Source organism: Hyphomonas sp. BRH_c22 (genome assembly GCF_000961795.1).
In the GTDB taxonomy this organism is placed as follows: domain Bacteria; phylum Pseudomonadota; class Alphaproteobacteria; order Caulobacterales; family Hyphomonadaceae; genus Hyphomonas.
Window position 1 is genome coordinate 112,290 of the sequence record NZ_LADU01000092.1, and the last position, 23,825, is coordinate 136,114.

23 protein-coding genes and 1 pseudogene are annotated in these 23,825 nt (G+C 59.9%); 14 read left to right on the forward strand and 10 right to left on the reverse strand.

Annotated elements, in window-relative coordinates; all coding sequences use genetic code 11:
- Positions 1-75: 75 nt before the first annotated feature.
- The 3 genes from VR74_RS13210 to VR74_RS13220 are packed head-to-tail and all read right to left on the reverse strand — an operon-like array spanning position 76 to position 2,855.
- Positions 76-1,518 (reverse strand): NAD(P)H-hydrate dehydratase, encoded by a 1,443-nt coding sequence (locus VR74_RS13210; RefSeq protein ID WP_045697508.1) that lies wholly within the window; start codon positions 1,516-1,518, stop codon positions 76-78.
- A gap of 9 nt (positions 1,519-1,527) precedes the next feature.
- Positions 1,528-2,067 (reverse strand): histidine phosphatase family protein, encoded by a 540-nt coding sequence (locus VR74_RS13215; protein WP_045697510.1) that lies wholly within the window; start codon positions 2,065-2,067, stop codon positions 1,528-1,530.
- The gene (locus tag VR74_RS13220; protein WP_045697511.1) at positions 2,064-2,855 is read right to left on the reverse strand and encodes a Coq4 family protein; all 792 of its coding nucleotides are present in this window, start codon (positions 2,853-2,855) and stop codon (positions 2,064-2,066) included. Before VR74_RS13220 ends, VR74_RS13215 begins: the two co-directional genes overlap by 4 nt.
- Positions 2,856-3,101: 246 nt before the next feature.
- Between VR74_RS13220 and VR74_RS13225 the strand changes: the two genes are divergently transcribed.
- Together VR74_RS13225 and glnA are read left to right on the forward strand one after the other, a co-directional pair.
- A complete protein-coding gene (locus VR74_RS13225; RefSeq protein ID WP_045697513.1) occupies positions 3,102-3,440 on the forward strand; it encodes a P-II family nitrogen regulator in 339 nt (112 codons plus the stop codon).
- A 56-nt stretch (positions 3,441-3,496) separates the two neighbouring features.
- Entirely contained in the window at positions 3,497-4,900 is a 1,404-nt protein-coding gene (gene glnA, locus VR74_RS13230) for a type I glutamate--ammonia ligase (RefSeq protein ID WP_045697515.1), read from the forward strand.
- A 127-nt stretch (positions 4,901-5,027) separates the two neighbouring features.
- On the opposite strand, the gene clpX is transcribed toward glnA, so the two are convergent.
- The 4 genes from clpX to VR74_RS13250 all read right to left on the reverse strand — a co-directional run bounded on the left by clpX (position 5,028) and on the right by VR74_RS13250 (position 8,748).
- On the reverse strand, positions 5,028-6,290 hold the full coding sequence (clpX, locus tag VR74_RS13235; protein WP_045697517.1) for an ATP-dependent Clp protease ATP-binding subunit ClpX: 1,263 nt from the start codon (positions 6,288-6,290) through the stop codon (positions 5,028-5,030).
- Positions 6,291-6,418: 128 nt separating this feature from the next.
- On the reverse strand, positions 6,419-7,042 hold the full coding sequence (locus tag VR74_RS13240) for an ATP-dependent Clp protease proteolytic subunit (RefSeq protein ID WP_045697519.1): 624 nt from the start codon (positions 7,040-7,042) through the stop codon (positions 6,419-6,421).
- A gap of 117 nt (positions 7,043-7,159) precedes the next feature.
- On the reverse strand, positions 7,160-8,218 hold the full coding sequence (locus tag VR74_RS13245; RefSeq protein WP_299950480.1) for an alpha/beta fold hydrolase: 1,059 nt from the start codon (positions 8,216-8,218) through the stop codon (positions 7,160-7,162).
- On the reverse strand, positions 8,137-8,748 hold the full coding sequence (locus VR74_RS13250; protein ID WP_299950483.1) for a uracil-DNA glycosylase family protein: 612 nt from the start codon (positions 8,746-8,748) through the stop codon (positions 8,137-8,139). Before VR74_RS13250 ends, VR74_RS13245 begins: the two co-directional genes overlap by 82 nt.
- A 29-nt stretch (positions 8,749-8,777) precedes the next feature.
- On the opposite strand from VR74_RS13250, the gene VR74_RS13255 reads away from it, so the two are divergent.
- The 5 genes from VR74_RS13255 to VR74_RS13275 all read left to right on the forward strand — a co-directional run bounded on the left by VR74_RS13255 (position 8,778) and on the right by VR74_RS13275 (position 14,065).
- Positions 8,778-9,674 carry a pirin family protein gene (locus VR74_RS13255; RefSeq protein WP_045697521.1) on the forward strand — a complete coding sequence of 299 codons (897 nt, stop codon included), beginning with the start codon at positions 8,778-8,780 and terminating at the stop codon, positions 9,672-9,674.
- 95 nt (positions 9,675-9,769) lie between these two features.
- Positions 9,770-10,174, forward strand: coding sequence for a hypothetical protein (locus tag VR74_RS21050; protein WP_299950486.1), 405 nt, complete (start codon positions 9,770-9,772; stop codon positions 10,172-10,174).
- 157 nt (positions 10,175-10,331) lie between these two features.
- Entirely contained in the window at positions 10,332-12,074 is a 1,743-nt protein-coding gene (locus VR74_RS13265; protein ID WP_045697522.1) for a M28 family metallopeptidase, read from the forward strand.
- Positions 12,075-12,158: 84 nt separating this feature from the next.
- Positions 12,159-12,956, forward strand: coding sequence for a 23S rRNA (adenine(2030)-N(6))-methyltransferase RlmJ (gene rlmJ, locus VR74_RS13270; RefSeq protein ID WP_299950488.1), 798 nt, complete (start codon positions 12,159-12,161; stop codon positions 12,954-12,956).
- Positions 12,953-14,065, forward strand: coding sequence for an FAD-dependent oxidoreductase (locus tag VR74_RS13275; RefSeq protein WP_045697523.1), 1,113 nt, complete (start codon positions 12,953-12,955; stop codon positions 14,063-14,065). Before rlmJ ends, VR74_RS13275 begins: the two co-directional genes overlap by 4 nt.
- Positions 14,066-14,345: 280 nt before the next feature.
- Here the strand turns inward: VR74_RS13275 and VR74_RS13280 are convergent, their stop codons facing one another.
- The gene (locus VR74_RS13280) at positions 14,346-14,609 is read right to left on the reverse strand and encodes a zf-TFIIB domain-containing protein (RefSeq protein WP_045697525.1); all 264 of its coding nucleotides are present in this window, start codon (positions 14,607-14,609) and stop codon (positions 14,346-14,348) included.
- 315 nt (positions 14,610-14,924) lie between these two features.
- A complete protein-coding gene (locus tag VR74_RS21055) occupies positions 14,925-15,077 on the reverse strand; it encodes an entericidin A/B family lipoprotein (protein ID WP_299950491.1) in 153 nt (50 codons plus the stop codon).
- A 168-nt stretch (positions 15,078-15,245) separates the two neighbouring features.
- On the opposite strand from VR74_RS21055, the gene purQ reads away from it, so the two are divergent.
- The 5 genes from purQ to purL are packed head-to-tail and all read left to right on the forward strand — an operon-like array spanning position 15,246 to position 21,981.
- Entirely contained in the window at positions 15,246-15,914 is a 669-nt protein-coding gene (purQ, locus tag VR74_RS13285; protein WP_045697527.1) for a phosphoribosylformylglycinamidine synthase subunit PurQ, read from the forward strand.
- Between the two features lie 44 nt (positions 15,915-15,958).
- Positions 15,959-17,431 carry a sulfotransferase gene (locus VR74_RS13290; RefSeq protein ID WP_045697529.1) on the forward strand — a complete coding sequence of 491 codons (1,473 nt, stop codon included), beginning with the start codon at positions 15,959-15,961 and terminating at the stop codon, positions 17,429-17,431.
- Positions 17,424-18,434 carry an adenosine deaminase gene (locus tag VR74_RS13295; protein ID WP_045697531.1) on the forward strand — a complete coding sequence of 337 codons (1,011 nt, stop codon included), beginning with the start codon at positions 17,424-17,426 and terminating at the stop codon, positions 18,432-18,434. The genes VR74_RS13290 and VR74_RS13295 overlap by 8 nt, the downstream gene beginning before the upstream one ends.
- Before the next feature lie 44 nt (positions 18,435-18,478).
- Positions 18,479-19,663 (forward strand): DUF3089 domain-containing protein, encoded by a 1,185-nt coding sequence (locus VR74_RS13300; RefSeq protein WP_299950494.1) that lies wholly within the window; start codon positions 18,479-18,481, stop codon positions 19,661-19,663.
- A gap of 47 nt (positions 19,664-19,710) precedes the next feature.
- A complete protein-coding gene (gene purL, locus VR74_RS13305; protein WP_299950497.1) occupies positions 19,711-21,981 on the forward strand; it encodes a phosphoribosylformylglycinamidine synthase subunit PurL in 2,271 nt (756 codons plus the stop codon).
- Here the strand turns inward: purL and VR74_RS13310 are convergent.
- Complete coding sequence (locus VR74_RS13310; protein ID WP_299950500.1) at positions 21,978-22,955, reverse strand: M28 family peptidase; 978 nt, start codon at positions 22,953-22,955, stop codon at positions 21,978-21,980. The genes purL and VR74_RS13310 overlap by 4 nt on opposite strands.
- A 104-nt stretch (positions 22,956-23,059) precedes the next feature.
- Between VR74_RS13310 and VR74_RS13315 the strand changes: the two genes are divergently transcribed.
- Together VR74_RS13315 and VR74_RS13320 are read left to right on the forward strand one after the other, a co-directional pair.
- Positions 23,060-23,293, forward strand: coding sequence for a BolA family transcriptional regulator (locus VR74_RS13315; protein WP_045697533.1), 234 nt, complete (start codon positions 23,060-23,062; stop codon positions 23,291-23,293).
- 71 nt (positions 23,294-23,364) lie between these two features.
- Positions 23,365-23,825: pseudogene (locus VR74_RS13320) on the forward strand (IS5 family transposase); the annotation flags it as partial.

The window sequence follows — 23,825 nt, forward strand, 5'->3', positions numbered from 1 at the left end:
CGCCACATCCGCGATCCACGGTTCCTAACCGAGCAGGCCGGACCTATCAACAGGAAAGACCATGCGTGCGGAATTTCACGCCATTTCGCCATGCAGGGCGCTCAGAATGCCCGGCACGTGGTGCGGCAAATCCTCGGAAATCAGGCCTGCCCCCACACGCCGCCCTGCTTCACCGTGCACCCATGCCGCCATGGCGGCAGCCTCGAGCGTGGGCATGCCCTGCGACATCAGGCCGGCGAGAAGGCCAGCCAGCACATCGCCTGAACCAGCCGTTGCGAGCCAGGGAGTCGCATGCGTATTCACGATCGCACGCCCATCTGGCGCAGCAATGACCGTATCGGCGCCCTTAAGGAGAACCACGCACCCGGCCTCTTTCGCCGCGCGGCGTGCTGTTTCGATCTTGTTGACGCCGGAATCCTGCGCGTAGCCGAACAGGCGGTGAAACTCTCCTGCATGGGGCGTAATAATGTCGTCTGGCCGGAGCCGTTTGAACAGGGCGCTATTTGATCCTTCAAAGACGGTCAGCGCATCTGCGTCCAGAACGGCGCGCGCCCTGGACTTCAGGATGGTTTCGACATTTGCCCGGGTCGCTGGCGTCACGCCTGCAGCGGGGCCGACGATGACCACATTCGCCGACTTGGCCGCAGTCTCAAGGTCTACGGCGTCATTGATCGGTTGCAGCATGATGGCGGTCAGATGGCTCGCATTCACCGTGACTGCGCCGGGCGGTGAGAGAACCGTGACCAGCCCTGCCCCTATCCTGAGGCCCGCCATCGCCGCGAGGCGCGCCGCGCCGGTTGCCGATGCAGGCCCGCTGACGACTTTCAGATGTCCACGCGCATGCTTGTAGACGCCCGGTCCGAGCCGCGGCATGAGAGGTCCCCATAGCAGCGGGCTGTTCTCAACCGTGAGTGTCTGAACCGGCACGCCGATGTCGGCCGTCGCAACCAGTCCGCAATAGGCAGAGGCCGGTTGCAGGACGTGCGCCGGACGCAGGCCTGCAAATGTGATCGTACCCTCGGCGCGAAAACAGGGACCAAGCGGCCGGGCGGTCAAACCATCAATACCCGACGGCACGTCGATGGATACAACCCGCCCGCCCCGCTCTGCCAGTGCGGCCGCCACGCCATCGAGGGGTCGTGACAGGCCGCCGCCGAACAGTGCATCGAGAACGATGGCGTGGGGTGCCTCGATAGCCGCTTCGAGCGGATGAATTTCGCCGTCCCACATCGCCGCAGCCTTGGCTGCGTCACCTGTCAGGCTCGCCTTGTCATGCGTGCAGTAAACATCGACCTCGCGCCACAGCTTCGAAAGCCGGGCGGCGGCCACAAAACCATCGCCGCCATTGCCGCCCGGCCCGCACAGGACCTGGACCTTGCCTTCCGGCCAGCGCGCATGGAGAAACTCTGCGACCGCGCTGCCGGCGCGGCTCATCACGTCAAAACTATCTGTGCCTGCTGCGAAAACGGCCTGCTCAGCAGCGGTCATTTCCTGCGGTGTAATAATCGGTCTGCCCATGGGGCGACCTCATAACACGCGTGTTGCGGATTCGCTTCCATATTCAGCAACACGAAGGGCTGTCGGCGTCCGCGAAAGCTGCGTCACAGAACAATGCCCCGGGCGAAAGACAACGACTCTCGGATCGGACTCGATCATGCCGACCAATGCGTTGATCGCGACAAAGTGAGAGAAGACAACCGTGTCATCAGGCAGGCCTGTGACAAAATCGAGCATGGCCTGACGCCAGCCCTGGAAATCGTGCGAACCACCCTTCCATTCGCCCGCCATCAATGTACGAAGCCACGCCACACGGTCCCCGACATCGGCAGGCGTGTCTATTTCGGAAATTTCGGGCGCCACTTTCGCCACCAGGCCCATGCGTTGTTCGAAAGGCAAGGCGGTTTCGCGGCAGCGCAACATGGGGCTGGAAATAGCCGCCTTTGCACCAAGGTCTTCCAGTGCGACAGCGACAGCATCTGCCTGTTTCTTGCCGAGGTCGCTCAATCCCGGGTCCGGGTGATCACCCCAACCGGCCGCAGCCTCGCCGTGCCTGACAAGAAAAATCACGCTGCGACCTGAACCTGGATCGGATTGAGCGCAATCTGGTCTGCAACCAACCCCTTCTTCGCGCAGACTTCCAACGCGTGTAGGTAGGCCACAGGCTTGGCGATGTTCAGTCGGGCCCGCGCGGCATCAAGCGGCTCGTGAAGCAGGGCAATGATGTCCTCGCGCACAATCCGCGATGCGGCGGCACCGTTTCGCTTGCCTTCACGGAAGCAATCCATGATGCGCGCTTCCTTCGGCACACTCTTCATGATTTGCCGGCAGCCCATATAAGAGATGAATATCACGCCTAATCCCGGGTTCTGGCTGTAGGTGAATGCCAGCAGGCTGGCCTCGCCAAGCGCGTCACGCCCATATCCAGACAGCACATGGAACAGGTCATGCATATCGCGCAAGCGATTTCCGAACCAGTTGTAGTCGTCATCAAAGTCACGAATCGCACCATGAAATTTCTCGCTTTCATCGACGAGACCCTGGGCTGTCAGGCCTTCACGCTCCATGAAATCCACATAGGCGCGTCCGACAGTGCCATCCGGCAAGGCGCGGATCCATTCATGGTCGTCCAGCATAGGCGGCAGGTATTCTTTCCTGGCGAGCTGCTCCCGTCCCTTTTCGCTTTCCGCAAAGGCGTGAAAGTTCTTCTCGAAAGAGCGGCCATTGAGCGCCTCGATGATATGAAACACCTGTTCAGTATCTTCCTTGTCCGCGATCAGCTGCTGCATATGCGCCCACGCAGTGAGCGGACGGAACTTCGCAGGACGGCGGTCAGGATGAACAAACACGTCGGTCATGGCATGCGCTTTCGCTAGAATTGCAGTCTGTTCCTAGCATATGCGGGTTAACAATCAAAGTGACGCAGGCGTCATATTTCCATCATCGCAGCCGCTCACTCGATGCTCAATTTCGGGGCACGTGTGCCCAAATGTTGACCACGCGTTCTGATCCCACTGCCGTTTCAGCATCTAGTACTCGCCTCACAGCGAGAGTGCGCCTACCCAAAATCAATACCAAATTCAGCGGCTGGGAGAACATGGGCCATGAAGAAAATCGAAGCGATCATCAAGCCATTCAAACTGGACGACGTGAAAGAAGCGCTGCAGGAAATCGGCCTGCAGGGCATGACCGTAATTGAGGCCAAAGGGTTTGGCCGCCAGCGCGGGCACACAGAACTGTATCGCGGCGCCGAGTATGTCGTTGACTTCCTGCCGAAGCTCAAAATCGAAATCGTGCTTGCAGACAGCGCCGTCGAAGGCGCCGTAGAGGCCATCAAGAAGGCCGCGCACACCGACAAGATCGGCGACGGCAAGATCTTTGTGTCGGACGTGCTGGAAGCTGTACGCATCCGGACCGGAGAAACGGGCGACGCAGCGCTTTAATCCTGCAATAAGCAATTTTTCGACTCAGCAAGAAACAATTCTGGAGGGCAAATCCAATGGCTGACAAGCTAATCAAAATGATGAAGGAAGAGGACGTGCAGTACGTCGATCTTCGCTTTACCGACCCGCGCGGCAAGATGCAGCACGTGACTTTCCACAAAGGCATGGTCGAAGATGACTTCTTCACCGAAGGCCAGATGTTTGACGGATCATCCGTTGCGGGCTGGAAGGCCATCAACGAGTCCGACATGTTGCTGATGCCCGACCAGGACACGGCAATTATCGACCCATTCTTCCAGCAAACGACACTCGCCGTAATGTGCGACGTCCTGGATCCCATTACGGGCCAGGCCTACAACCGCGACCCGCGTACGACCGCCAAGAAGGCCGAAGCCTACGTCAAGGCCGCAGGTGTCGGCGACACAGTGTTCTTCGGCCCGGAAGCCGAGTTCTTTGTGTTCGATGACGTGCGCTGGTCGGTTGAGCCTCACAAGACCGGCTACAGCTTCGATTCGACCGAACTGCCGATCAATACCGACAAGGAATACCCAATGGGCAACATGGGCCACCGCCCAGGTCCAAAAGGCGGCTATTTCCCTGTCCCGCCAATCGATTCCGAGCAGGACATGCGCGGCGAAATGCTGTCGATCATGGGTGACATCGGTCTGGACCCTGAAAAGCACCACCACGAAGTGGCGCCAGCCCAGCACGAACTCGGCCTGAAATTCTCGACCCTGACCGTGATGGCTGACCGCCTTCAGCTCTACAAGTACGTCATCCACAACGTTGCCGCATCCTACGGCAAAACGGCGACCTTCATGCCAAAGCCCATGTTTAAGGACAACGGGTCCGGCATGCACGTGCACCAGTCGATCTGGAGCGGCGGCAAACCGCTCTTCGCCGGCGACAAGTATGCCGGCCTGTCCGAGATGTGCCTCTACTACATCGGCGGCATCATCAAGCACGCAAAGGCGCTGAACGCGATCACCAACCCGTCGACCAACAGCTACAAGCGCCTGGTCCCAGGTTATGAAGCACCCGTGATGCTGGCTTACTCGTCTCGCAACCGTTCGGCGTCGATCCGCATCCCGTTCGGCTCCAATCCGAAAGCCAAGCGCATCGAAACACGCTTCCCTGATCCCGCAGCGAACCCGTATCTCGCCTTCGCGGCCCTGCTCATGGCCGGCCTCGACGGTATCGAGAACAAGATCCACCCTGGCGACGCCATGGACAAGGATCTCTATGACCTGCCGCCGGAAGAGGCCAAGTCGATCCCGCAAGTGTGCGGATCACTCCGCGAGGCACTCGCTGCGCTCGATGCTGACCGCAAGTTCCTCACCAAGGGCGGCGTTTTCGACGACGACCAGATCGATGCCTACATCGAATTGAAGATGGAAGAGAACATGCGCTACGAACTTCACCCTCACCCAGTGGAATTCGACATGTACTACAAAGTCTAAGAGCGAGACTTCTCTCAAGCTCAATGAGGCCGGCACCTTCGGGTTCCGGCCTTTTGCTTGTGCGCCTGCAAGCAAAAACGCCCCGGATCATGGATCCGGGGCGTTTTTGTTTTCGTACCTGACAGGATCAGCCGGCTTCTGGCTGACTCTTCTTCGAATGCACGTAGAGCGGCTCGGCATTGCCTTCGACCACTTCAGCATTGATCACGACTTCTTCGACGCCGCGTAGGTTCGGCAATTCGAACATCGTATCGAGCAGGATCGATTCCATGATCGAGCGCAATCCGCGTGCACCGGTCTTCCGGCCGATGGCCCGGCGGGCCACGCTGGTCAGCGCCTCAGGCGTGAACGTCAGGGAGACATTCTCCATGTCGAACAGTTTCTGATACTGCTTGAGCAGCGCATTCTTGGGCTGCGTAAGAATCTCGATCAGTGCCTTTTCATCAAGGTCTTCGAGTGTCGCGATGACGGGCAGACGGCCGATGAATTCCGGGATCAGGCCAAAGCGCTGAAGGTCTTCCGGTTCGGTATTGCGCAGGATTTCGCCCACACTCCGCGCTTCCGGATCTTTCAGGGATGCGCCAAAGCCGATCGACGCATTGTCGCCGCGTGACGAAATGATCTTGTCGAGCCCGGCGAAGGCACCGCCAACGATGAACAGGATGTTCGTCGTATCGACCTGCAGGAATTCCTGCTGGGGATGCTTGCGTCCACCCTGCGGCGGAACGGCCGCAACCGTGCCTTCCATGATCTTCAGCAGCGCTTGCTGGACGCCCTCACCCGACACGTCACGCGTGATGGATGGATTGTCCGACTTGCGCGAAATCTTGTCGATCTCGTCAATGTAGACGATGCCGCGCTGGGCGCGCTCAACATTGTAGTCGGCCGCCTGAAGCAGCTTCAGGACGATATTTTCGACATCCTCACCGACATAGCCCGCTTCTGTAAGCGTGGTCGCATCGGCCATCGTAAACGGTACGTCGAGGATGCGTGCCAGGGTCTGCGCCAGCAAGGTCTTGCCGCAACCCGTCGGGCCGACCAGCATGATGTTGGATTTGGAAAGCTCGACACCATCCGTCTTTCCGGCATGTGACAGGCGTTTGTAATGGTTGTGCACAGCCACCGACAGGATGCGTTTCGCATGGCGCTGGCCGATGACGTAATCATCCAGCACGTCGCAGATTTCCTGCGGTGTCGGCACGCCTTCGCGTGACCGCACCATGGCTGTCTTGTTTTCCTCTCGGATGATGTCCATGCACAATTCGACGCATTCGTCGCAGATGAACACCGTTGGTCCGGCGATCAGCTTTTTCACTTCATGCTGGCTCTTTCCACAGAAAGAGCAATAAAGCGTATTCTTTGAATCGCCTGATCCGTTTTGCTTGGTCATGCCGTCCTCAATGCCGGGTAAGGTTTAACGGGGCCTTTAAGCGCCCTCACCCGGTTCTTTATTATGACAATAAGGGTCATGGCCCACCCTGCAAGAGGCGCGCCGCATTTGATGGGGAACGTCGTCGACTATTTTTCGTCCTCGGAGTCGCGACGTTCAAACACCTTGTCGACAATCCCGAACTCGACAGCTTCCTCGGCCGTCAGGAAAGTATCCCGGTCGAGCTTGCGCTCGATCACATCGTACTCCTGGCCGGTATGCTTGACGTAAATATTGTTCAGGCGGCGTTTCAGGTCGATAATGTCCTGTGCGTGCCGCTCGATATCTGTAGCAACGCCTGAGTATCCGCCCGATGGCTGATGCAGCATCACGCGCGCATTCGGCAGGCAGGTACGCATGTCTTTTTCGCCGGCTGCGAGCAGCAGCGAGCCCATGCTGGCCGCCTGTCCGAAGCAGACTGTCGAGATCGGGCAGCGGATATATTGCATCGTATCGTAGATCGCGAGGCCCGACGTGACGTATCCGCCAGGGCTGTTGATATACATGGCTATGTCTTTTTTCGGGTTTTCCGACTCAAGAAACAGGAGCTGCGATGTGATGAGGGCCGCCATGCTGTCATCTATTCCGCCAGTCACGAAGATGATTCGCTCCTTCAGGAGGCGCGAAAAGATATCAAACGCCCGCTCCCCCCGGCTGGTCTGTTCCACCACCATCGGAACAAGGTTGAGGGCAGTCTGGTACGAACTCGTCATGAAATCAGGCCTCGGGGCTGTCTGTCAGGAATCTCTATTCTGCCAGAACTGGCAGAACGACTTATATTTGTCCACGCGTGACTGACCGCAAGAGGCTTTGGGCTGTGGAATGCCTGATCAGCGCCACGGCCATTCCGGCGCCTGGCTCGGCAATGACGCGTCCGGGGCCTTCATGAAGGCGAGATAGTCGGCGTGGACGGTTTCAGCCTGCAGGTCACGCAAAAGCATATGGTATCCATCCGCATAGTAGACCGTCCGAACGCTGCCGGGCAGTTTCTTTGACGTGCGTTTCACCCCCGCCGGCGGGATCACCAGGTCGTTCGCGCCATAGGAGACCAGGATGGGCAGGCCATCCGACAGGCGCCCCGCCCGCGCATGGGCCGTCTCCATCAGGCTGACCACGCCATAGACCTGGTCGATGCGATTGAACGGCTGCATCAGGGGGTCCGCCCAGGTCCGGCGCAGCATCTCGACATTATCGGATGGCTCAATCTTCACGAGCCGGCGTGGCGGACGCACGATCCAGCCAGGGCGGGTACGCGTCGAAGCCCACAGGCTGGCACGATAGAAAGGGTTCATCGCGCCCCACCCGCGCAGGCCCGGCCCGGAAGCGATGAACCGATCGGCCCTGGGCGCCCGGTCGGAGCCGAAAGCAGTGATCGCCACGGCCGCCCCCATGGATATGCCGACCACCGTAATGACCGCATCAGGGTGTTTCTCCCTGGCAACGTCGACCGCCGTACGCAGATCGTCGCGCATGAGTTCCTCGTCTGGCCAGATCCCCCGCCCCGGTGACCGCCCGAATCCTCGCTGATCATAGGCATAGGTTGTCACACCCTTGGCGGCCCAATAAGGCGCCGCCATGTGGAAGGCATTCGCATAGTCATTCATGCCGTGCACACCGACGACGACGAATTCCGGGGAGGCGACATTTTCAGCCGGCCACACCGTAAGGCCCAGCTTCGAACCATCTGTAGCAACAAACAGGTCGTGATCGGTATCGAAGTGAGGTGTGACAGGATGGGACACGAGCTGCGGTCCTTGCGTGATCGGATGCGTACAATTGGTCAGCGTTACGGCAGCAATCAGGAACGTCAGGATTCCAAAACACCACGAATGGCGCGTCGCATTTCCGGCAGCACGTCTGTTTCGAACCATGGATTGCGTTTCAGCCATGCCGTGTTTCTCCAACTCGGATGAGGAATGGTGAACAATTGCTCACTTGTAAAGGCCTTCCAGTTTTTTACCGTTTCGGTCAGCGAGCCTGCCGTCCGCTTCCCGAGATGCCATTTCTGGGCATATGCCCCGATCAGGATCGTCACCCGGATATTCGGCAATTTCGACAATAACCCCTCGCGCCAGGTTGCCGCGCAGCGTTTCATCGGCGGTCGGTCCCCGCCCTTGGCGTCATTGCCGGGAAAGCAGAACCCCATGGGAACGATGGCCACCCGTGACGGGTCATAGAATTCGTCTTCCGAGACGCCCATCCAGTCACGCAAGCGAACGCCGGACGGATCATTGAACGGTGTTCCTGTCACATCCGCCAGGTTTCCCGGCGCCTGTCCGGCGACCAGTAAGCGCGCCGTGTCGCTCGCCTGCAACACAGGGTTCGGCGCGCGCGACATCTCATGCGCGCACAACCGGCACGCACGGACGTTTTCAAGATATGATTTGAGATCGCCGTCCATGACGCCATAATTGGGCATTCCAATTCTTCTGGAAAGGCTGTCATCTCATGACTAACGCAATTGTCAGAACCATCGATCCGCGCGCCCGTGACCTGGGCGGCGGGTTTCGTGTGCGCCGAGTGCTGCCATTCCATGCGCACAAGATGGTTGGGCCCTTCATCTTCTTCGATCATTTCGGCCCTGTTGAATACGCACCGGGCGACGGCTTCGACGTTCGCCCTCATCCGCATATCGGCCTCGCCACCGTGACCTACCTGTTCGAAGGCGCGATCCGCCACCAGGACAGTCTAGGATCGGACCTGGTCATTCGCCCCGGTGCGGTGAACTGGATGACCGCCGGACACGGCATTGTGCACTCAGAGCGCACGCCGGCACCGGAGCGCGAAGCCGGCCAGAGCATGCACGGCCTGCAAACCTGGGTCGCCCTGCCTGTTACCCACGAAGACATGCCGCCATCATTCGTCCATCATCCCGCAGATACACTCCCGACCTTCACGATCGACGGCGCAGACATTCGGGTACTCGCTGGCGAAGCGTGGGACCATCGCTCACCTGTCAATTTCCCCTGGCCCATCCTTTATGCTGCCATCGAAACCCCGGACGGCGCCAATATGGTTCTTCCCGCCACACTCGCGGAGGAACGCGCCCTCTATCTTGTGTCCGGTGGTGTCACGGTCGACGGCAATCAGATAGGTGAAGGCGTCATGGTTGTCCTGACGCCGGGAGTCGATATTGCTGTGGAATTCCTGCCTGGCACCAAGGCCGTCATATGCGGCGGCGCCCCCCTGGAGGGCCCCCGGAATATCGACTGGAATTTCGTCGCATCCAGTGCAGACCGGATCGACCAAGCCAAGCAGGACTGGAATGAATCCATCAGATTACACGGCACAGAACGCTTTCCGTTTGTTCCGGGTGACGATACGGAATGGATACCCCTGCCCTGAAATCGCCACATTTGATTGAGACGCCCGCGATAGGCGATCTTCGGGAAGGGAGTTCGCCATACACAAGACTACAAAGTCTCAGAGAGGGTGAATACATGAATATCAAACTTATCGCCGGAGCAGCCGCATCGCTCGCCATGCTCGCAGCTTGCGCAACGCCAACCGTTGCCGAATCCGAAACCGCTGCAAACCTCGACGCTGCATCGGCTGAAGTTTCCGCTGACGTTGCTGCTGAAGCCGCAGACGTTGCCGAAGAAGCGGCTCCTGCTGCTGAAGTGGCTGAAGAAGCCGCTGTTGAGGCCGCTGTCGCTGCCGAAGTCGCAGAAGTCACCGAAGACGCAACTGTCGCTGCAGAAGCGGCTGACGTTGCCGAAGAAGCCGCTGATACCGCTGCAGACGCTGCAGCCGTCGCAACCGAAGCCGCTGCTGAAGCAACGGAAGCCGTTGCTGAAGAAGCTGCTGAAGAAGCAGACGCTGCTGCCGACGAAGCAGAAGAATAGTTTCTTACCAATTTGAAGACAACTAAGGGCGGGCTCCAGAAGTGGGGTCCGCCCTTTTTCCTGATAACGCCTATCCCGTGCGCCTTGAAGCCTGACGCGCGCCATGCCAGACCCTTTGCCAATCTCTAAACGACGCCCATTGGAGGGGCAGACATCCATGAAAAATCTCGCACTCGCCGTGTCGCTTGTGGCACTTGCCGCTTGCGGTGGCCCGAAGCAGGAAGCGCCAGCACCGGCGCCCGCCGCCGAAACGCCACCAGCCGAAACCTTGCTGCTTCCGCTTCCAACCGCCACGACCGCAGACATCAACGCTAGGGACCTCGCCGAGCGCATTAAAGCGCTGGCCGATGACACATTCGAGGGTCGCGGCCCTGGCACACCGGTTGGGGAAGCGTCCGCTGCATGGATCGGAGCCGAAATGGCCCGCGTCGGCCTTGAGCCTGCCGGCGACGACGGCACCTATTTCCAGAAGGTTGCCATGGTCAACCAGACCATCGACCCCGAACAATCCTTCCTCACTTTCAGCGCGCCGGATGGCACCGAGATGCCAACCGTCCTGAAGGAGGACTCAGTCATCTGGACCAAGCATCAGGACGTCGACAAGATCTCGCTGGCCCCATCGGATGTCGTCTTCGTCGGCTACGGTGTTGTTGCACCTGAGTATGGCTGGAACGATTATGCGGACCAGGACTATACCGGCAAGACGGTGGTCATTCTCGTGAACGATCCGGGCTTCGCGACGGGTGATCCGGAGCTCTTCAAGGGCAAGTCCATGACCTATTACGGCCGCTGGACCTACAAGTATGAAGAGGCCGCCCGTCAGGGCGCTGCTGCTGCGATCATTGTCCATGAAACCGAGCCGGCATCCTACGGCTGGGATGTCGTCAAGAATTCCTGGTCAGGCGCCCAGTCTGATCTTGTTCGTGCCGATGGCGGCGCAAACCGCGCACAGGTCGAAGGCTGGATCACCCGTGACATGGCCGAGACGCTATTCTCGACGGCCGGCATGGACTTCGAAGCCATGAAGACCGCCGCCAAAACCCGCGGTTTCCAGCCAGCACCTCTCACGGGGGTAAAGGCGGCCGGCGAGATTGTCCAGACAATCGACGAACTGGACAGCCGCAATGTGATTGGCGTCTTGCCCGGAACCACGAAGCCTGACGAATATGTTCTTTACACGGCTCACTGGGATCACCTTGGCAAGAAGACCGGCGCCAAGACAGGCGCCCCCGGCGAAGACTTTTATGAGGACCAGATCTTCAATGGTGCCGTCGACAACGCCACCGGCGTATCGGCACTTCTTGAACTCGCAGAAGCCTTTGCACAGGCACCACATGAGCGTTCGGTCATGTTCCTGTCCGTCACGCTCGAGGAATCCGGCCTGCTCGGTTCGGAATACTTCGCCGAAAACCCGACCGTGCCGCTCAACAAGATCGTGGCCGGTTTGAACATGGATGGCGCGCTTCCCATCGGCCCGACCCGCAACATGGTCGTCATTGGCTATGGCGCATCTGAACTCGAAGACCGCCTCGCGGAAATCCTCAAAGCCGATAACCGCGTTGTCACGCCCGACGGCAAGCCTGAGGCCGGGTATTTCTACCGTTCCGACCATATCTCGCTCGCCAAGCGCGGTGTGCCGATGCTCTATGCGGATGGTGGTGAAGACAAGGTTGATGGCGGGGTGGCTGCCGGCAAGGCCGCCGCTGCAGCCTACACCGCCGAACGCTACCACAAGCCAATGGACGAATACTCAGACGATTGGGACCTGTCCGGCTTCGCGCAGGACATCCAGGCGCTCTATGCCGTGGGCGAAAGCATCGCTGATTCCAGCGACTGGCCGACCTGGTATGCCGGCAACGAGTTCGAAGCTGCCCGCAAGGAATCCCTTGCGTCTGAATAGACGCAACTGAACAAACGGCTTAGTCCCGGATGGCCCTGACGGCCGTTCGGGACTATTTCATTCTGACGCCAGAAAGACGCTGCCATGCTCTCCTACCAACACGGGTTTCACGCGGGCAACCGCGCCGACGTGCTCAAGCATGCTGTTTTGCATGCCCTGCTCGGCCAGATCGCCGCAGCAGGAAAACCCGTTCTCTATGTCGAGACCCACGCCGGTCGCGGCCGTTATGATCTGACTGGTGAACAGGCCCGCAAAGGCGGCGAGGCAGAGACGGGCATTCTCGCCCTGCATCGCGGCAAGCCACCGCGCGCACTGAAGCCATGGGTCTCCCATGTTGAAGGTCGCGGCATGAAGGACTATCCTGGCTCTCCTGCACTCGCTCAGGCTCTTCTGCCCCCCTCTGCGCGCATGATCTTTTTTGAAAAGCATCCCGCCGAACATGCGGCCCTGGCAAAGGCCGTGGGCGATGACCCGCGCGTTCAGGTCAAGCATGCTGACGGGTATTCCGGCGCGCTGAAGCTCTCGCCCCGCAGCGGCGAGCAAATGGTCTGTTTCGTCGACCCGAGCTACGAGACCAGCCGCGACATCGATGCACTGGCCTTGTGGACCCCACGCGCCCTCAAGCGCTGGCCGCAAGGCATTCTCATCCTCTGGCTGCCCCTCTTCAGGGATGGCCGTGAAGCCGAATTCGGCGAGTATCTGGGCAGCCTGGAAGACTGCATCATCGCTGGCGCGAGGTGGCCGGTCGACGTCGAAGATGAAAGCGCACTCGAAGGTTCAGCCGTCGTCGCCTTCCGCGCCCCCGCTTCGGCTCGCGATCCAAGCCATGCCATCGCTGCAGCGATCCAGTCCTGGTGGTCATCCCCGGCCGCTAACACATGATGCGCATCCTCCTCATCGGAGGCGGACATACGCACGTGGTCGCGTTGCGACGCCTTGCCAGCATGAAACCTGCCGGCCTGGACATTCATCTCGTCAGCCCGGAACCGTCGACCTCCTATAGCGGGCTGTTGCCGGGCCACATTGCAGGTCATTGGCCACGCACCGCCCTCGAAATACCCCTTCACCCCCTCTGCCACACCTCCGGCACCATCCTTCACACCACCCGCGCCACCGCGCTGGACCCTTCCGCGCGCATCGCCGGACTCGACAATGGACGCGAGCTTGCCTTCGATTATGCCTCGCTCGATATCGGTGCGATTGCGGCTGTCGATGCGCCTGAAGGCCTTGCGGCTGTCGGCATTCCGGTGAAGCCGCTCGGGCCCTTTGCCGATCAATGGTCAGCCTTTGTCTCCAGCGTAGAGGCCAGCGCCAGTCCACCCTGCGCCGCCGTCATCGGCGCCGGCACCGCGGGCGTCGAACTCGCCCTGTCCATGAAATACCGCTTGGACAGCCTCGGCCAGTCCAATCCGCCAAGGGTCGCCCTCATCGAGCGCGGGAAGGTCCTGTTGCCGGGCGGAAATTCATCAATGCGGGGTCAGCTTGAGAAGGAACTTAAGCGGGCGGGTGTGACCGTGTCCAAGGGCGAGCCTGTTGCCGACGCTGACGGAACCTGCGTCCGTCTCGCATCCGGTATGTCGGTTCCGGCCAGCTTTGTGGCACTTGCCACCGGCGCCCGCCCCCAGTCCTGGCTCGCCGGGACTGGGCTGGCCCTGCATGATGGATTTGTTTCAGTTGGTCCGACACTTCAGTCGATCAGCCATCCGCATGTCTTTGCCTGCGGTGACACGGCACATCTGACATTCTCTCCCCGCCCGAAAGCGGGTGTCTTCGCGGTTCGCCAGGGCGCCGTACTCGCGGAACAGATCGTGAGACTGGCCGCAAACCGTCCCCTATCGGAATACAGCCCCCAGACCGACTATCTCAAGCTCGTGAGCCTGGGCCGCCGGCGGGCGATTGCCGAAAAATGGGGCATCTCCCTGAATCTACCAGGAATGTGGGCGCTCAAGCGCCACATCGATTTCGATTTCATGAAAGGTGCCCGGGACTGAAATCAGGGAAGTGCAGCCCTAGGCGATCATCTCGTAACCCAGCTGGGGACGCCCGCAGGCTTCGAGCGATCAAGGCCCTTCAGGCTGCCATGGTCACGCTCGATGTTTCTGGCTCACTCTTCGGTAACGCCTTCACCGAGCTGTTCCCATCTAGGGAAAGGCCGCCCGGCAAGGTCGTGCTGCATAATCGTCCGGGCCTTGCAGGAGCTCTCACCCCGCACCTGACTGGCAAATGCCACTGCCGTATTAGCTGGCTTTCTACCGGGAGACAGGAAACCGTCTAAAAATCAAAGAGTTCGCCCAGAAAAGACTCACGCTTCTTGCGGTAGGGCTTGACGTCCTTGCGGCTGTCGCCGCGCTCGCCATTGTCGTCAGCATCATAGCGCGGGCCTTTGACGGGCGGTTCGGACGGGACAGCGCGTTCGATAATCTTGTCGAGCTCGCCCCGGTCAAGCCAGACACCGCGACATTTTGGGCAATAGTCTATCTCGACGCCACTTCGGTCGGCCATTACCAAGGTCTCATTGTCGACGGGGCATTTCATGGGCTTCTCTCCATTTGTCTATCGTCACTCAGAGACATATAGGGATCACCCGCGCCACGAGAAGCGTGCAAGGGTGCGGCGCAATTGCCCTTGCACGCTGTCTGTTGCCGGAGCCAATCTTAGTAGAGCCCTTCGACAGTGAACGCCGGGTCCACATGATCAACGATACGTCTTCTTTGCGGCCTTCAACGATGCGTGCAACATCGCCAAACGCCCGAAGACCCCGAACCGACGGGCAGACATCAAACAGGTTGGACCATGGGGTCCTACCTCTTTGAGCTCAGAACCAGCCCAACATTTACTGGGACTGGGCGCCTAGTTCGTAATCTCTTCTTCCACGTCCTTGGCGACGTCCTGGACGGCTTCGCCGCCCGCTTCGACGTCTTTTCCGACGCCTTCGACAGTGTTGCAGGCAGTGACGAATGGCGCATAGGAGACGGCCAGCAGGGCAATCAAAATCTTCTTCATGAGTCGCTTTCCTTTTCGAGCAAGCGATTCATGATTACTCTTCCGTTTTAAAGCGGCAAGGCAAAGTTTATGGATGCCAGCAAACAAGTTCCCGAGTTTGCCTTTTACGACTTGGCAGACGCTGAATATCAGTTCCCATTTGTCGCGACTCCCTGCTAAAGGACCCGCATGAAAACCGCCGTCATCGTATTTCCCGGTTCCAACTGCGACCGGGACGCTCAAGACGCCCTCGCCAAAGTGACTGGCAAGGCGCCCGTCATGGTTTGGCACAAGGATGGAACCATTCCGGATGATACTGACCTGGTCATGGTTCCCGGCGGCTTCTCCTATGGAGATTATCTGCGGTGTGGCGCGATTGCCGGCAACTCCCCAGTTATTGAACAACTGACCGCCCACGCGCAGCGCGGGGGATATGTGCTCGGCGTTTGCAACGGTTTCCAGATCCTTTGTGAGACGGGTCTTCTGCCCGGCGCCTTGATGCGAAATGCCTCACTTCACTTTGTCTGCAAGCCGCAACGCCTGACGGTGGAGAGTGCGAACACTGCTTTTACAAGCGCCTATGCCGGTCGCGACATGGTCACCTTCCCGATCGCCCACCATGATGGCAACTATTACGCAGACCCGGCAACGCTCGACCGGCTCGAAGGCGAAGGCCGCGTGACCTTCCGCTATGCCCAGGGTGAGAATCCAAACGGTGCCGCACGCGACATTGCCGGCATCCTCAGCGAAAACGGGCGCGTACTCGGCATGATGCCGCATCCTGAACGCGCCGTGGGTGGCAATGAGGGTGGAATGGATGGCCTCGGCGTATTCGAAAGCCTCGTGAACGCCGCCTGACATGCTGGCCACGCCTTGCTGCCGCCGCTAAGACGGCAGGCAAGATGAAACAGCCAGCCCTCCCACCTCACGTTGCCCAACGTCTCGCGCAGGCCTCGGCGCTTCGGCAGGCCGGCAAGGTAGCAGAGGCCGTCACCGCGTATCGCGCCGTTCTCGCCGAGGCACCCGGGCTGCCTGACAGCTGGTACAATCTCGGCTGGCTCCTCCGGCGGGCGGGCGATCCGATCGGCGCCCTTGAAGCCTATGACCGTGCGCTCTCGCTGTCGATTACAGGGCCGGAGGAAGTGCTGCTCAACAAGGGCGTCATTTACGCCGACGATTTGCTGGACCCTGCGAAAGCCGAGCAGACCTACCGCGCCGCGCTCGCGATCAATCCCCGCTACGCGGAGGCGCGGTTCAATCTATCCAATACGCTGGAAGACCTTGGAGACCGCGAGGCTGCGGCGAAAGAATACCGGGCACTGCTGGAGCAGGAGCCGGATGCGGCCGAGCCTCTTGCCCGGCTTGCCAACCTGACAGTCGTGACATCGCGGGATGACGAAATTGTCGAACGGCTGAAATCCGCTCTCGCGCGAAACGACTTGCCCGCAGACCACCGCGCCAGCCTCGGGTTTGCGCTGGGACGACTGCTCGACCAGGTGGGCGAATTCGATATGGCTTTTGACGCATACCGGCGCGCCAATGCGGCCAGCCTCGCCTCGCGTCACCCGCAAATGCCCGGATACAATCGGGCTCGTCAGGACGCATTTGTCGACTCGCTTATTGCAGTACCGCCACCAGAGAGCCTGCCTTTCGACACCACGTCCGCGATTTCGCCGGTCTTCATTCTTGGGCAGTTTCGCTCTGGCTCAACCCTGCTCGAACAGATCCTGTCGGCGCATAGCGCGGTGACAACAGCGGGCGAGCTGCCACTGCTTGGCACAATCGTTGCGCGTGATCTGAGCCCTTATCCGCGCAGCCTTGCGTCACTCACACCTGACAAGGCCGCGGCCCTGCGCGACGCCTATCTGGAAGGCGTTGCGCTTCGTTTTCCTGATGCGTCCGGAATCGTCACCGACAAACGGCCTGACAATTTCTATCATATTGGTCTCATCCTCCGCCTCTTTCCGAATGCGAGGATCCTGCACACCGTTCGCGATCCACGCGACACCTGCCTGTCCAACTATTTCCTGCACCTCAGCCACGACCATGCTCACGCGCTGGACCTTGCCGATCTCGGCCATCACTATTGCGCATACAAACGCCTGATGGCCCACTGGAAAACCATCGCGGGGGACAGAATGCTCGGCGTTGAATACGACACGCTTGTCCGCAATCCGGAAACGGCAATTCGCGACGTGACGGCGTTCCTGGACCTTCCCTTCGAGGAGGCATGCCTTAACTTTCAGTCCTCCCGCGCGCCTGTTAAGACCGCCAGTGTCTGGCAAGTCCGCGAGCCGCTCTACCAGCGCTCATCGGGACGCTGGCGTAACTATGAATCCCACCTGGGACCACTTCTGGAGGCCCTGAATGACTGACCGCGCCGCACTGATCGCAAAATTGCCGAAGGCCGAGCTACATCTTCACATTGAGGGCAGCTTCGAGCCCGAGCTCATGATGATGATCGCTCAGCGAAACGGTATATCCGTCCCTTTCAAGACGCTGGACGAGGCCAGGGCGGCCTATGCATTCTCGAACCTACAGGAATTTCTCGACATCTATTATCAGGGCATGGCGGTCTTGCTGCACAAGCAGGACTTTTACGACCTCACATGGGCGTATCTTGAACGGGTCGCGGCCGATAATGTCCGGCATGTCGAAATATTCTTCGATCCTCAAGCCCATACAGAACGCGGCGTTGCCTTCTCGACAGTGGCCGACGGCATTCTCGAAGCGTTGGCCGATGGCGAAACGAGGCTAGGCATTACGTCCCACCTGATCATGAGCTTTCTCCGCCACCTCAGTGAAGAGGACGGCTTCGCCCTGCTCGAGGAATCCCGTCCCTATCACTCCCGCTTCATCGGGGTTGGCCTCGACAGTTCTGAAATCGGTCACCCGCCGTCCAAGTTCGCGCGGCTGTTCGCGAAATGCCGGGAACTGGGCTTCAAGCTCTGCCTGCATGCGGGTGAAGAAGGCCCGCCAGAATACGTCCGTGAAGCCCTGATCGATATCGGCGCGGACCGCATCGACCATGGAAATCGCTCAATGGAAGATGCAGGCCTCTTGAAAGTGCTTCAGGACACACAGACGCCTCTGACCAATTGCCCCCTCTCCAATCTCTCGCTCTGCGTCATCGACGACCTGCGCGACAGCCCGCTCAAGACCCAGCTCGAAGCCGGTCTGCTGGTTACGGTGAATTCCGACGATCCGGCCTATTTCGGCGGCTATGTGAACCAAAACTACCGGGAAGTGGCTGACGCGCTGAACCTGTCAAACGATCAGATCATACAGCTCGCCCGCAACAGCTTCACCGCCGCATTCATGAGTGACGCCGACAAGGTCGGCCATCTTGCAGAAATCGACACGGTCCTGGGAATCTGACACGTATCCAACCAGTCTCGTAATCGCATCCAAGGAAGTCTGACATGCTCAAAAAACTGATGATTGGCGCGGCCATGGTCGCGATTGCGGCATGCAGCCAGGAAGCCTCTCCCGTGGTGGACGAGCCGGCGCCTGTCGTGCCCGAAACAGAATCTTCGGCCAATTCGGCAAATGACTATACCGATATGACCAACTGGCTGTGCCACCCTGACAAGCCGGACGATGCCTGCTCCGTCGACCTCACGGCGACGGCAATAGCCGCGGACGGCTCGACGCAACTCATGCCCTTCGCACCAGCGGCTGAGCCTGCATTCGACTGTTTCTACATCTATCCGACCGTGTCTTTCGACGTCACGCCCAATAGCGACATGGTTGCCGGGCCTGAAGAGCTAAACGTCATTGCCAACCAGTTCGCCCGCTACGGTGAGGCGTGCCGGCTGTTCGCGCCCATGTATCGGCAAACCACATTGCTCGAACTGCGCAACCAAATGACCACCGGCCAGACAGCCGCCGACGACGCGATGCGCTATGCAGACGTGATCGACAGCTGGAATGCCTATCTGGCGACGGAAAACAATGGCCGCGGTGTTGTCCTTGTCGGCCACTCGCAAGGCGCAGGCATGATCTACGAATTGCTGGAGAAAGACATCCTTGCGTCGTCAGCCAGGGAAAAGCTCATCGCGGTCCATGCGATCGGGTATGGAACCGGAATCGATCCCGATACCGGCCTGGCGGCTGGCTTGCCCGTCTGCACAGACGGCGCGCAGACAGGATGTCTGGTCAATTTTGAAAGTTTTCGTAAAAACGTACCGCCCCCTGCCCAGTCCTGGTTCGGCAAGAACCAGAACGGCAAACGCGCCGTATGCACCAATCCAGCCAGCCTCAGCGGCGATGACGGCAACCTGAAAGCCTTTATGCCACGCCAGAGCCTCGGAAGGCTGGCACCGAATGACTATGGCGTCGCCGTCGACACGCCCTTCGTTGCGCTGCCGGGCCTCCTCACAGCCGAATGTCTTTCCAACGAGACGCATGACTGGCTGGCCATTACCATTCATGCCGATCCTGCGGACCCCCGCGCAGACGACATTCCCGGCGACCTCATCGTCAATGGAGAAGTCGTGCCGGACTGGGGCCTGCACCTTGTCGACATGAACCTCGCGATGGGAAACCTTGTCGGATTGGCTAAAATTCAAGGACGCGCATGGCTGGACGCCCAAAACGCCGAGTGAGCACAATCAGGCTGGCGACTCGCGCACTTTGCGTCTAAAGCGCCCGCATGCCTGATACATCTGCGATACTCGCCCACCTGACAGCCACCCAGGACGAGACCCAAGGTCTTGAACACGGCATCAAGGCCGATGAGTGGGAGCGCCTCGTCACCCGCCTTGGCCGCAAGCCGAACCTTGTCGAACTCGGCATCTATTCGGTCATGTGGTCCGAGCATTGCTCCTACAAGTCATCACGGCGCCACCTGTCGAAATTCCCGACCAAGAATGCCCGCGTGATCCAGGGGCCGGGAGAGAATGCCGGTGTTATCGATATTGGCGACGGACAGGCGGCCATCTTCAAGATGGAGAGCCATAACCACCCGTCCTACATCGAGCCCTACCAAGGCGCGGCGACAGGCGTTGGCGGTATCCTGCGCGACGTGTTCACCATGGGCGCGCGGCCTATTGCGCTGGTCAATGCCCTTCGCTTCGGCGACCCGGGCCACCCGAAGACCCGCAGCCTTGTCCAGGGTGTCGTCGCAGGCATCGGCGGCTACGGCAACTGCGTCGGCGTGCCGACTGTTGCAGGCGAAACCCAGTTTGACGCCGGTTACAATGGCAATATCCTCGTCAACGCGATGGCCGTCGGCCTCGCCGACCAGGACAAGATTTTCTACGCGCGCGGCGCCACGCCTGGAAACCCGATCTTCTATGTCGGCTCCAAGACCGGCCGTGACGGCATTCACGGCGCGACCATGGCATCGGCCGAGTTTTCCGAAGGTGACGAGGAAAAGCGGCCAACAGTTCAGGTCGGCGACCCGTTCACCGAAAAACTGCTGATCGAGGCCTGCCTCGAACTGATGGCGACGGACGCCATCCAGGCCATCCAGGACATGGGCGCGGCGGGCCTGACATCATCATCGGTCGAAATGGCGGCCAGTGGCGGCGAGAATGGCGAAGGCATCGGTGTGGTCATGGACCTCGACAAGGTGCCGCAGCGCGAAGATGGCATGACTGCGTATGAGATCATGCTGTCGGAAAGCCAGGAGCGCATGCTCATGGTGCTCTACCCGGACAAGATCGACATGGCGAAGGCCATTTTCGACAAGTATGACCTCTCGGCCGAAGTGATCGGCGAGACGACGGACACGGGCCACCTTGTGCTCAAGCAATTTGGCAAGGTCGTTTGCGACATTCCGGTTGCACCGCTTGCCGAGGACGCTCCCAATTATGACCGGCCATGGATCGAGCCGCCCAAACGCGCGCCGCTCGACATCTCCAAATTCCCCGAGCCGGATGACTTTGGAGAAGTACTGCTGAAGCTGATGTCCTGTCCCGACATGGCCTCGAAGCGCTGGATATGGGAACAGTATGACCGCCACGTGATGAACGACACAGTCGATAGTTCGCAAAGCATGGGCAACGCCGCGATCGTGCGCATCCACGGCACGAACAAGGCGCTCGCCATCTGTTCGGACTGCAATCCGCACTACGTGGCCGCTGACCCCTATGTGGGCGGCAAGCAGGCCGTGGCGGAAGCCTACCGCAATCTCTCATCCGTTGGCGCAACACCCATTGCCATCACCGACAACCTCAACTTCGGTAACCCGGAAAAGCCCGCAACGATGGGGTATATCGTCAAGGCCATTGAAGGCATGGCCGAAGCCTGCCGCGTGCTCGACTTCCCTGTCGTCTCCGGCAACGTCTCGCTCTATAATGAGACTGACGGCGTCGCCATCCCGCCGACACCCGTCGTCGGCGGCGTCGGCCTGATCGAGGATATTGGCAAGATCGCCACGCTGAAAGGCGCACAGCCCGGCGACGTGCTCATCCTGATCGGCGAAGCCAAAGGTCATATGGGCGCGAGCCTTTATGCACGCGAATGGCTTGGCCTGAAGGGTGAAGCACTCGGCGCTCCGCCGCCGGTCGATCTCAAAACCGAAATCCAAAACGCGGCATTTGTTCGTCAACTCATCCATGACGGTCTCGCGAGCGCCGTGCATGACATCAGCGATGGAGGCATTGCATGTGCCGCTGCGGAGATGGCGCTTGCGTGCGGCACCGGCGTCAAATTCACTTTGCAAAGTGGCACATCAGGCCCCCAGGAGCTGTTCGGCGAAGACCAGGCGCGATACCTCGTAGCGATGAACCGTGACGCGCTCGATGACCTTGGCGCCAGAGCCACAAAGGCGGGCATCACCTGCTTTGCCTTTGCTCATTTCGAAGGCGAAGCACTCAGTGGGATCACGTCTGACGGACACAAGGTCGATCTCCCCCTGTCCACTCTCCGCAAAGCCCATGAAGACTGGCTGCCCGCTTACATGAACACGGTTGACTAATCGGTGCGCCTCATCCGGGCGATAGACTCCAGGTTCTGATCTGCCGCCAACGCAGCCATGACGAGCGCATCGCCCGCGCGGGCGAAGAAATCCGGGGTGATCTCTGAATAGTCGTCCGTCGGCTGATGGTAACCCGGATGGTCTTCGACGCCGAAGTAGAGAAAAGGGATTCCCGCTTCATGGAACGCCGCATGATCGGACGCCAGCGTCCAGTCATCAGCCTGTCCCAGTGCCGGGTCATCATGCCCGATCAATATCCTGACCGGCGCATCCGCAGCGACCGCCTCGACCAGTGGCTTCAGGCCGGGCGTGTGGAACGTGCCAGCCACATAGAGCTCTCCGGCAGATGACCGGCTGACCATGTCATAGTTTATGTTGAGGGCAATCCGCTCCAGCGGTACCGGCGGAGACAGGACGAGGGCACGCGACCCGAGGTGGCCAATCTCTTCTGCGTCCACAGCTGCGAAAATGATGTCATGCCGGGGTGCATGCAGCGAAAAATACTGGGCGACGGCGATCAGGGCGGCCGTCCCGGATGCATTGTCATCCGCGCCATTGTAGATTTCGCCATCCACAATGCCGAGATGATCATAATGCGCCGTGATGACGATGGCCGGCCCCTCGCCCGGGGTTTGTCCGGCGATCCAGCTGATCAGGTTTGCGCCGACGACCGGCGCCGCGCCTTCGTCATCGGAAACCACGGCGAATGGCTGGACATAGGCCTCGCCAAATTGTCTCAAGCCCAACGTCTCGAACCGTTTCTGCACGAAATCCCGCGCTGCCTGATTGCCGCGCGTGCCCGTCGCCCGGCCTTCGAGCGCATCGCTGGACAGCGTTTCAGTCAGGCGCAGCATGGCCCCAGCATCAATGTACTGCGCATTGTATTGCACCAGACTCGGCGCAGTCTCATCCCGGTCCAGCGACAGCAGAAGTCCGCCGATCAGCAGCCCTGCGACCCCCAGAATGGCCGCCATGCCCCACGCTTTCCTGCCATTCATCGCTGAATCTGCTCCGCTCGCCACCTTGACCCCATCGGGACCTGCATCCATGTGCCTAACTGAATCGAGGACACACTGCCATGGCCATGACCCGCGACACCTTGCTCGGCTACCTGACCGACGCCTTTCCGGACGCAGAGATCACGCTCACCGATCTCGCCGGAGATGATAATCACTGGCAGGCGGAAATAATCAGCCCGCAATTTGCCGGCCTGTCCCGGGTGGGACAGCACCAGCTGGTCTATGCGGCGCTCAAGGGCACAATGGGCGGCGAACTGCACGCCCTCGCCCTCAAGACGAAGGCGCCCGCCTAGGTTCTGTACTCATAAACAGGATTCCCAATTGAGTGGGTTCATGATTCCCTTCTCGTGAGAGGAGATGGATCATGGCCCGTTTTGATTTGAGCGATGCCGAGTGGCAGATCGTTGAGCCGCTTCTGCCGAACAAACCGCGCGGGGTTGCCCGCGCCGATGACCGGCGGGTGCTGAATGGGATTTTCTACATTCTGCGGACCGGCTCGCCCTGGCGCGACCTGCCGGAGCGCTACGGCCCTTACACCACGGTGTACAATCGCTTCAACAGATGGGCGAAGGCAGGCGTCTGGCTCAATGTTTTCAATGCCTTGGCGGAGCGATCTCCCGAATCTATGGCCTTCATCGACAGTTCGATCATCCGGGCCCACCAGCACGCCGCAGGCGGAAAAAAGGGGGCCCGGATAACGCCATCGGTCTCTCTCGTGGGGGACTGAGCACCAAGATCCATGCCGTGGTTGATGAGGCGGGCCTGCCGATCCGCCTGTCCCTGACGGCCGGTCAAGCCTCCGACAAGGCCGCCGCGCCTGCCCTT